Origin of the sequence: Vibrio sp. 10N.222.48.A3, from assembly GCF_041475345.1 — a bacterium.
GTDB classification, from domain to species: domain Bacteria; phylum Pseudomonadota; class Gammaproteobacteria; order Enterobacterales; family Vibrionaceae; genus Vibrio; species Vibrio tasmaniensis_A.
Genome location: NZ_JBFRVX010000367.1, coordinates 1 through 9457 on the forward strand (window position 1 = coordinate 1; position 9457 = coordinate 9457).

Below are 9457 nucleotides of genomic sequence, written 5' to 3' on the forward strand. Positions count from 1 at the left end.
TGTAATCATTACCCTTACTATTTTGCCTTTAGTATTTTTAGGTTCAAAAGTACTCACGGACACGAAACAGCGGCTGGTTGATGAAGAACTTAATCTTGTCCGTCCGATATTAGAGGGGATTGCTGAAAATTTAAAAGAGCCATATAGATTTCCTCTGGATTCACGTTCAGAATTACAGGGTTTTGCCTCATTTAATACTGCTTCTCGATTTCCTCATTTATATCATGCTGCCATAGACTATTTCGCTGAAGTTGGAGAGCCGGTATACGCTATTGCTGATGGTGTTGTAAGTTATTCTGGTTACATGAACGGTTATCCTGGCGTTGTGATTATTGATCACCCAAAAGAAAACCTTTATTCATTGTACGGTCATCTGTCATTAAAAAGCTGGTTAGTCTCAAAAGGGGCAATTAAAAAAGGGGATTTGCTTGGTTATATAGCTGACCCTTCAGAGGATTTTGGCATTGGTGTAAATGCCCATATACATTTTTCAATAAGAATGGGGTCACGTATGGAATACCCAGAAACTGGTCCCGATCGTTGGATGGGGGGATACACAACAGAACCTCCAATATTTAAAGGGTACATAGACCCTGAACAATTCATATTACTAACCAAGTCTAAATTATCACGAAACTAATCCAATACGCGTATAACAAATAATGATTGAGCGTTGCCTAGCCAACGTTAAATCCCGAGTGTAAAACAAGTCCGAAGTCACTTTATTAAGTAAATTGCACTAGCAACCAAATAACTACAAAAACAAAAAAGCGAACCAAGTGGTTCGCTTTTGTTTATCTAAAATCTACAAAAATTAGTCTTCGTAGTTATCGATACTTGGGCAAGAACAGATTAGGTTACGGTCACCGTATACGTTGTCTACACGGTTAACAGTTGGCCAGTACTTCGAGTTCTTGGTTGCTTTCGATGGGAAGCAAGCCAGTTCGCGAGAGTAAGGGCGATCCCATTCTGCGCCTGAAAGGTCAACTTGTGTGTGCGGTGCGTTCACTAGAGGGTTGTTATCTAGTGGCCATTCACCCGCTTTCACTGCTGCCATTTCGTGACGGATTGCGATCATCGCTTCACAGAAACGGTCTAACTCTTCTAAATCTTCAGATTCAGTTGGCTCTACCATTAGTGTGCCAGCTACTGGGAAAGACATAGTAGGCGCGTGGAAACCGAAGTCCATTAGACGCTTAGCGATATCTTCTTCGCTGATGCCTGTGTCTTCTTTAAGTGGACGAATATCGATAATACATTCGTGCGCTACGCGGCCGTTAGTGCCACGGTAAAGAACAGGGTAGTGAGGGCGTAGTTTCTCCATCACGTAGTTTGCGTTCAGAATTGCTACTTTCGTTGCGTCTGTTAGGCCAGGTTCGCCCATCATTGCAATGTAAGCCCAAGAGATAGGTAGAATTGAAGCACTACCTAGATCTGCTGCTGATACCGCATAGTCAGAACCTTGTACACCGTTTTCGATGTGACCTGGTAGGAAAGGTGCTAGGTGCGATTTAACGCCGATAGGACCCATACCCGGACCGCCACCACCATGTGGGATACAGAATGTTTTGTGTAGGTTCAAGTGAGATACGTCTGAACCGATGAAGCCAGGTGAAGTTAGACCTACTTGAGCGTTCATGTTCGCGCCGTCTAGGTAAACCTGACCGCCCGCTGCGTGTACTTGTTCACACACTTCTTTCACTTGCTCTTCGTATACGCCGTGCGTAGAAGGGTAAGTGATCATGATGCTTGATAGGTTGTCTTTGTGCTTCTCGATTTTTGCTGCTAGGTCTGTCATGTCGATGTTGCCATCTTCATCACACTTAACAACCACAACCTTCATTGACACCATTGATGCTGTTGCAGGGTTAGTACCGTGCGCAGAGCTTGGAATCAGACAAACGTTACGGTGAGCTTCACCGCGGCTTGCGTGGTAGCGTTGAATCGCGATTAGACCTGCGTATTCGCCAGATGCACCAGAGTTAGGCTGTAGTGAGAAATCGTCGTAACCGGTAATTTCACAAAGCTTCTCTTTAAGATCTTTCGCTAGCGCTGTGTAACCTGCTGCTTGATCAAGAGGTGCGAATGGGTGAATAGAACCAAACTCAGGCCATGTTACTGGGATCATCTCAGCAGCAGCGTTCAGCTTCATCGTACAGCTGCCCAGTGGGATCATGCCGTGCGTTAGTGAGAAGTCTTTGTTCTCAAGCTGTTTTAGGTAACGCATCATTTGCGTTTCGCTGTGGTGCGTATTGAATACTGGGTGAGTTAGGAACTCTGATTCACGACGGCAGTTTTCTGGAATTGCTGCAAACTCGTTTGATGCAATGTCAGAAGATAGTGCTTGAACGTCTTCTTTCACGTCGAAGATTGCAAACAGTGCGTTCACGTCGTCGATTGTTGTTGTTTCATCTAAGCTGATACCGATCTTACCCTTAAGAAGGCGAAGGTTGATGTCTGCGGCTTGCGCTTTTGCGTACAGTGCATCTGTCTTGTCTTCTGTGTTCAGCGTGATGGTATCAAAGAAGCTGTTGTTCGTTAGCTCGTAACCCGCTTTAGTCAGGCCAGCCGCTAGGATAGCTGTCATGTGGTGTGTACGACGAGCAATAGTACGAAGGCCTTCTGCACCGTGGTAAACCGCGTAGAAAGACGCCATGTTTGCTAGAAGTGCTTGAGCTGTACAGATGTTCGATGTCGCTTTCTCGCGGCGGATGTGTTGCTCACGAGTTTGCATTGCCATACGTAGTGCTTGGTTACCGTGAGTATCGATTGAAACACCGATTACACGACCTGGCATTGTACGCTTATGCTTTTCACGAGTACCCATGAATGCAGCGTGTGGACCGCCGTAACCCATAGGAACACCGAAACGTTGCGCGCTGCCGATTACTACGTCTGCGCCCATTTCGCCAGCTGGCTTAAGTAGAGCAGAAGCAAGTAGGTCAGTTGCAACCGTTACAAGAGTCTTGTTTGCTTGAGCTTTCGCAATGATGTCTGTTAGATCACGAACTTCGCCTGTTGTACCAGGGTATTGAACTAACGCACCAAATACGTCTTGCTCTGGAAGTGTTTCAAGAGCACCAACCATTACTTCAAAACCGATGTACTCAGCACGAGTTTTAACAACTTCTAGTGTTTGAGGATGAACATCGTCGGCAACGAAGAATACTTTGCTCTTGCTTTTACCAGCACGCTTACACAGTGTCATGGCTTCGCCAGCCGCTGTCGCTTCATCAAGAAGAGACGCGTTCGCGATTTCCATACCAGTTAAGTCCATTACCATTTGTTGGTAATTCAGTAGAGCTTCAAGGCGACCTTGAGAAATCTCTGGTTGGTATGGGGTGTAAGCTGTGTACCAGCCTGGGTTCTCTAGAACGTTACGTAAAATAACGTTTGGAGTGAATGTGTTGTAATAGCCTTGGCCAATGAAAGTACGTTTAACTTGGTTTAGGTTAGCGATCTCTTTAAGAGAGGTCAGCATGTCCATTTCGCTCAGTGGCGCAGCAAGTGTCATTGGTTTTTCAAGACGGATTTGTGCAGGAACCGTTTCGTCGATCAGTGCGTCAAGGCTAGTCGCGTTGATCGCTTCAAGCATTTTTTGCTGGTCTGCTTTATTAGGGCCGTTATGACGAGCAACAAACTCGTTTTGCGTACCCAAGTCTTTCAGTAATTGGCTTTGAAGTAATTCAGTCATGATATGTTCTACTTTCTCTCTGGAGCCGTGAGCTAGCCCCTAAAATTAAGCTGCTCCAAAGAGCAGCTTTATCGTAATGAGGTTACCTATTAGTCTTCTTCTACAGAGCTTAGGTATTCTTCCGCATCTTTAAGGTTGTTTAGTTCAGACGCATCAGACATCTTCACTTTAACAATCCAACCACCTTCATAAGGTTCTTCGTTGATTAGCTCTGGGCTATCTTCTAATTCTTCGTTGATTTCTACAATTTCGCCAGAGATTGGTGCGTAGATATCAGAAGCTGCTTTTACTGATTCAACCAGAGAGAAGCTTTCGCCAGCTTCAATTTCGTCTTCAGTGTCTGGCAGGTCAACAAACACAACGTCACCTAGTAGCTCTTGAGCGTGCTCAGAAATACCAATAGTTACAGTACCGTCACCGTTGTCTTTAACCCACTCGTGGCTGTCTGCAAACTTTAGTGTATTGTCCATTGCTTATTCTCCAAAAATTTATGAGGTTTTAATTTAAATCTAAAAATTGGTTTAACGGTAAAGAGGGAAGCGTTTGCAAAGCTCTTTAACTTGCTTGCGAACACGTTGCTCAACTTCAGCATTGCCTTCAGGGCTTTCAACTAAGCCATCAAGTACATCGCCGATCCATTCACCGATAAGTTTGAATTCTTCAGTGCCAAAACCACGACTGGTTCCAGCTGGCGTGCCTAAACGGATACCAGAAGTAATCATAGGCTTCTCTGTATCGAATGGTATGCCATTTTTGTTACATGTGATCCCTGCACGCTCTAATGCTTCTTCAGTTACGTTACCTTTCAAGCCTTTAGGGCGAAGGTCAACCAGCATTAGATGTGTGTCTGTACCGCCAGTCACAATGTCACAACCGCGAGTTTGCAACACTTCAGCAAGAACTTTTGCGTTGTCGATCACTGAATCAATATAAGTATTAAATTCTGGGCCAAGTGCTTCGCCAAACGCCACTGCTTTAGCCGCGATAACGTGCATTAGTGGGCCGCCTTGAAGGCCAGGGAACACTGCAGAGTTGATCTTTTTGTTGATGTCTTCGTGGTTCGTCAGAATCATACCGCCGCGTGGGCCACGAAGTGTTTTGTGCGTTGTTGTGGTAACAACGTGTGCATGTGGTAGTGGGCTAGGGTGAGCACCTGTCGCGATAAGACCTGCGATGTGTGCCATATCGACCATTAGGAAAGCGCCAACTTCGTCAGCAATTTCGCGGAACTTAGCGAAATCAATAACGCGTGGGATAGCACTACCACCTGCAATAATCATTTTAGGTTGACTTTCGACAGCTAAAGCGCGAACTGCTTCGTAATCGATTTCAAGTGTGTCGCGGTCTACGCCATATTGAACTGCGTTGAACCACTTACCAGACATTGCAGGACGTGCACCGTGTGTGAGGTGACCACCAGCATCTAAAGACATACCAAGGATTGTATCGCCGGGTTGAAGTAGGGCAAGTTTTACTGCACCGTTTGCTTGAGCGCCAGAGTGAGGCTGCACGTTTACGTATTCACATTTAAACAGCTGTTTAGCACGTTCAATTGCGATAGCTTCAACGGTATCTACGTGCTCACAACCACCGTAGTAGCGACGGCCTGGGTAGCCTTCTGCGTATTTGTTGGTTAGGCAAGTGCCTTGAGCTTGCATTACTGCTTTAGAAACGATGTTCTCAGAAGCAATAAGTTCGATTTGTTCGTTTTGACGAGTGTTCTCTGCTTGGATTCCAGCAAATACGGCGTCGTCAGTACCTGATAGGTTCGTAGAGAAAAAACTGTCTAAGCTGTGGTTTTGGTAAGCGTTCATTGTCGAGACCTTTCATTAAGCTAATGGTGATTGTTTTTATAGTCCATTAGGTCTTACGTTGATTTCTGCATCGGTATCGTTTGCGCTATATAGGTACAGACATACGTTGATTGCGTATTAAATATACTCTTACAGCATCTAAGCGATCGTTGTAGGGTCAATGCAGCACGAATTGGTTCCCAAAAAATCGGGTAAAAAACAGCTCTCACAAATGTTAAATCTATCATTTGCGGCAAGCCGAAGTAGCATCTCTTCATCTAACAAGTCGATAACATAGCTCCGTTAAAATCAATTTTCAACAAAAATTTCCAATAGGAAACAGATTTTCTTGTTTTGCTACGGGGAGCACGCTTTATTTCTCTGTGTGCTCTTTAATCAACAAAGCGCTTTATGCAACAATGAAATTAATAGACAGGAAGTAAAAAATTAGTGAGGGACCTATGTCAGAAGACATTTATGATGAGTACCCATCTCTAACGTTGGCGAAGGAAACGTTAGACCAGAATATTGAACCACTTAGGCTTGGCCAGCGCATTAAAGACATTCGCGGTAAGCTAGGGATCACGCTAGAAGAGGCAAGCCAAAGAACAGGCTTGGCGCGTTCTACGCTCAGTAAAATAGAGAACGAACAGATCTCTCCGACCTTTCAAGCGATGCAGAAATTGGCTATGGGGTTGCAGATAGATATGCCGCAACTCTTTGAGCCACCAAGAAAAAAAGTCGCTACAGGACGTCGTGATTTAACCAAAGTAGGCCAAGGTAAACCACACCCAACACCCACTTATGAACACGAATTGCTTGCCACAGAGCTCTCTAATAAGAAGATGATGCCGTTTAAGAGTCGGGTGAGAGCTCGTACTTTTGAAGAGTATAACGATTGGGTGCGCCACGATGGTGAAGAGTTCTTAATGATCATCTCGGGTGATGTGATGTTCTACTCAGAATTCTACGAACCCGTGCCAATGAGTGAAGGCGATAGCATGTATTACGATGCGAATATGGGTCATATGCTGATTTCAACTAGTGCTGAAGATGCGCTCATTCTGTGGGTGACTGCAAAATAACTGTAGGTCACTGCAAAATAAGCTAACAAGTTTTGAATTTCTTATAGTGGATGCAAACGTTTGCTTTTGTTTTGAACGTTAGCTAATAGACGCGATATTGATGCGAAAATCATCAATATCGCGTTTTTGTATGTACCGAACAATTGTTTTTAAATTGTTAAATGTCACATTTTGAGCTGTTTGACTATTGTTAAGGGTGTAAAACTGACGCAGGCTTGTTTATTATAGTGAACATGGTTTACTCATGCTGATTGAAGTTTACTGAAGTGAATTCTTAGAAAGTGAGTTGTATGGGTTTTGTACAGTTATTCATAATTTATAGAGCCAACGATATAAGCCTATATAAAGGACATCACTTTTTACTATCTACTGTTTCTAACGTTAACCAGTATCGTTAGAGGCGACTCTAAATAGAGATATAAGCGGCAGACTCGATTTTGGACAGCCTGCAACGCTTCATGGAGAATAAAATGACTCAAGAACACGCTAATCAAGACCTACTAACAACACCACTGCATGCGCTTCACGTTGAAGAGGGTGCAAAGATGGTTCCTTTCGCTGGCTACGATATGCCAGTCCAGTACCCACTTGGTGTAAAGAAAGAGCATTTACATACTCGTGATGCAGCTGGTCTTTTTGATGTTTCTCACATGGGGCAACTTCGTCTACATGGTGCAAACGCAGCTGCTGTCTTAGAATCTTTGGTTCCTGTAGATATTATTGACCTTCCTTCTGGTAAGCAGCGCTATGCGTTCTTTACTAACGAGCAGGGCGGCATTATGGATGACCTGATGGTTGCTAATTTAGGCGACCACCTATTTGTTGTTGTGAATGCAGCTTGTAAGACACAAGATATCGACCATCTAACGGCGCACCTTCCAGCTGACGTCGAAATGGAAGTGATTGATGACCGCGCTCTATTAGCCCTTCAAGGCCCTAAAGCGTCTGAAGTTCTTGCTCGTTTCCAACCTAGCGTTGCAGACATGTTGTTCATGGACGTTCAAAAAGTCGATATCGATGGCGTTGAATGCATCGTGAGCCGCAGTGGTTACACGGGGGAAGATGGCTACGAGATCTCTGTTCCTAACGATCACGCTGAAGCATTGGCACGCAAGCTAACTTCAGAAGCGGAAGTTGAGTGGATTGGCCTTGGTGCTCGTGACTCACTTCGTCTTGAGTGTGGTCTATGTCTATATGGTCATGATCTAGACACAACGACAACGCCAGTAGAAGCTAGCCTTCTATGGGGTATTCAAAAAGTACGTCGTACAGGCGGTGAACGTGCAGGCGGCTTCCCTGGCGCTGATATCATTCTTGAGCAAATCGCAACGAAAGATGTTCAACGTAAGCGTGTTGGTCTTGTTGGTCAAACTAAAGCACCAGTACGTGAAGGTGCTGAATTGTTCGATGCTGAAGACAACAAGATTGGCGTTGTAACAAGCGGTACTGCTGGCCCTAACGCAGGCAAGCCTGTTTCTATGGCTTATGTTCGTACTGACTTAGCGGTAATTGGCACTGAAGTATTCGCTGAAGTTCGTGGTAAGAAATTACCTATGACAGTAGAAAAAATGCCATTCGTACCTCAACGTTACTACCGTGGCTAATCTATTTTAAGAGAAACTATTGAGCTAAACAAAGCCTACTGTTTGCTTCTCTGTGTAGAGAAGTTCAACGGTAGGCTTTTGGGTTTTAAGCCCATCTCCCTTTTTATGAACGTATCTAATTTTAAGAGCGTATAACTTTCTATATCGCTACAAGCGCGGCGACCTGAAAGTTCGTTTTTTTAAAACGAGACATATGGCTATATCATTAAAATTGCTTACTATAATATTAGTCGTAACGTGTTATGGTGACGATTCATCATTTTTGTAAATAAGTAGTAAGGGTTACAAGGAGTTATCTATGAATGTTAACCATACAATGAGTCCGGTTCGTAAAGCCGTTTTAGGGCTGTTAGCTCCATTGATTTACACATCAAGTGTTATGGCGACGGAAAACTCGGTCGAAAGTGCTCCTAATGTCGGTGTTTCACCTTATATCGTTAACGGTAGCAACGCTTCAGTCACCAATTTCCCATCAATGGCGAGCTTGTTTATCGATCGTATTGATTACGATGGGGTTTACTCAACGGGCTCATATTGTGGTGCAACGATTCTTGACCCAAGCCATGTTTTGACTGCTGCGCACTGTATTTATGGTGATGAGGAAGGACAGTTGTTTACTGTCGTTGTTCCTCAGATAGAAGATACCTCTCAATTCCCTAAGGGTAATATCCAGAAAGCGCGCGTTTCTGAGGTCTATTACCCTAGTGATTACTCGGATGAAATCAGCGACTTTTTGCGCAATGATGTTGCTATTCTCAAGCTAGAAAGTGCACTCAATGTTGATTCGATCAACGATGTTGTGAAGCGTCCATCAAATGAAACTTATCGTAATGCGGCGAGTGATTTTGTGGCCGTTGGTCATGGTAATACACGTACAGGCTTTGACGGAACCACCTTATTACAGAAAGTAACTCTGGCTTACGTAGATAACACAACGTGCAAGAACGCATTTACAGGTAAGGACAACCCAAATCCTCCTCTAACTGGTAAACAAATTTGTTTCACAGGTGATTTCAACATTTTCACTAGTTTATATGGCAGTACCTGCCAAGGAGACTCTGGTGGTCCAGTTTACTGGAAAGATGGTTCTGATTATCGACAAGTCGGTATTACTAGCTTTGGTCCTGCAACCTGTGGTGGTAGTTCTATCGTAACGTCCGTATTTACTGAAATCTACGATTATAAAGATTGGATCGATAGCGTGATCGCGGGTACAGAAACTGCTAAATTTGTTTCAACACACGCTAAGAGATCTGCGTACTCCGGCTTGAAGAAGAAGCC

Annotated in this window: 7 protein-coding genes; 4 read left to right on the forward strand and 3 right to left on the reverse strand. The window is 44.2% G+C overall.

The annotated features are described in order from the left end of the window. Positions 1-640: M23 family metallopeptidase (locus AB4653_RS11305; RefSeq protein ID WP_372104192.1), on the forward strand; the 640-nt coding region annotated here is incomplete at its 5' end. Between the two features lie 174 nt (positions 641-814). On the opposite strand, the gene gcvP is transcribed toward AB4653_RS11305, so the two are convergent. From gcvP to AB4653_RS11320, 3 genes are all read right to left on the reverse strand, one after another. Further along, entirely contained in the window at positions 815-3694 is a 2880-nt protein-coding gene (gene gcvP / locus AB4653_RS11310) for an aminomethyl-transferring glycine dehydrogenase (protein WP_102257708.1), read from the reverse strand. Positions 3695-3783: 89 nt separating this feature from the next. Further along, positions 3784-4164: a glycine cleavage system protein GcvH gene (gene gcvH / locus AB4653_RS11315; RefSeq protein ID WP_009845137.1), complete on the reverse strand. Its 381-nt coding sequence runs from the start codon at positions 4162-4164 to the stop codon at positions 3784-3786. A 51-nt stretch (positions 4165-4215) separates the two neighbouring features. Further along, positions 4216-5508, reverse strand: coding sequence for a serine hydroxymethyltransferase (locus AB4653_RS11320; protein WP_102257709.1), 1293 nt, complete (start codon positions 5506-5508; stop codon positions 4216-4218). Between the two features lie 440 nt (positions 5509-5948). Here AB4653_RS11320 and AB4653_RS11325 point away from each other — a divergent pair, with 440 nt between their 5' ends. The 3 genes from AB4653_RS11325 to AB4653_RS11335 all read left to right on the forward strand — a co-directional run. After that, positions 5949-6572 carry a helix-turn-helix domain-containing protein gene (locus tag AB4653_RS11325; protein ID WP_012600696.1) on the forward strand — a complete coding sequence of 208 codons (624 nt, stop codon included), beginning with the start codon at positions 5949-5951 and terminating at the stop codon, positions 6570-6572. Positions 6573-7042: 470 nt separating this feature from the next. After that, complete coding sequence (gene gcvT / locus AB4653_RS11330) at positions 7043-8176, forward strand: glycine cleavage system aminomethyltransferase GcvT (protein ID WP_102257710.1); 1134 nt, start codon at positions 7043-7045, stop codon at positions 8174-8176. 298 nt (positions 8177-8474) lie between these two features. Continuing rightward, positions 8475-9457 (forward strand): trypsin-like serine protease (locus AB4653_RS11335; RefSeq protein WP_372104195.1); only part of this gene is annotated, 983 nt, incomplete at its 3' end.

Excerpts from the sequence above, each read along its gene's own strand:
- gcvP (WP_102257708.1), bottom strand. The coding sequence starts at position 3,694 with ATGACTGAATTACTTCAAAGCCAATTACTGAAAGACTTGGGTACGCAA.
- gcvH (WP_009845137.1), bottom strand. The coding sequence starts at position 4,164 with ATGGACAATACACTAAAGTTTGCAGACAGCCACGAGTGGGTTAAAGAC.
- AB4653_RS11320 (WP_102257709.1), bottom strand. The coding sequence starts at position 5,508 with ATGAACGCTTACCAAAACCACAGCTTAGACAGTTTTTTCTCTACGAAC.
- AB4653_RS11325 (WP_012600696.1), top strand. The coding sequence starts at position 5,949 with ATGTCAGAAGACATTTATGATGAGTACCCATCTCTAACGTTGGCGAAG.
- gcvT (WP_102257710.1), top strand. The coding sequence starts at position 7,043 with ATGACTCAAGAACACGCTAATCAAGACCTACTAACAACACCACTGCAT.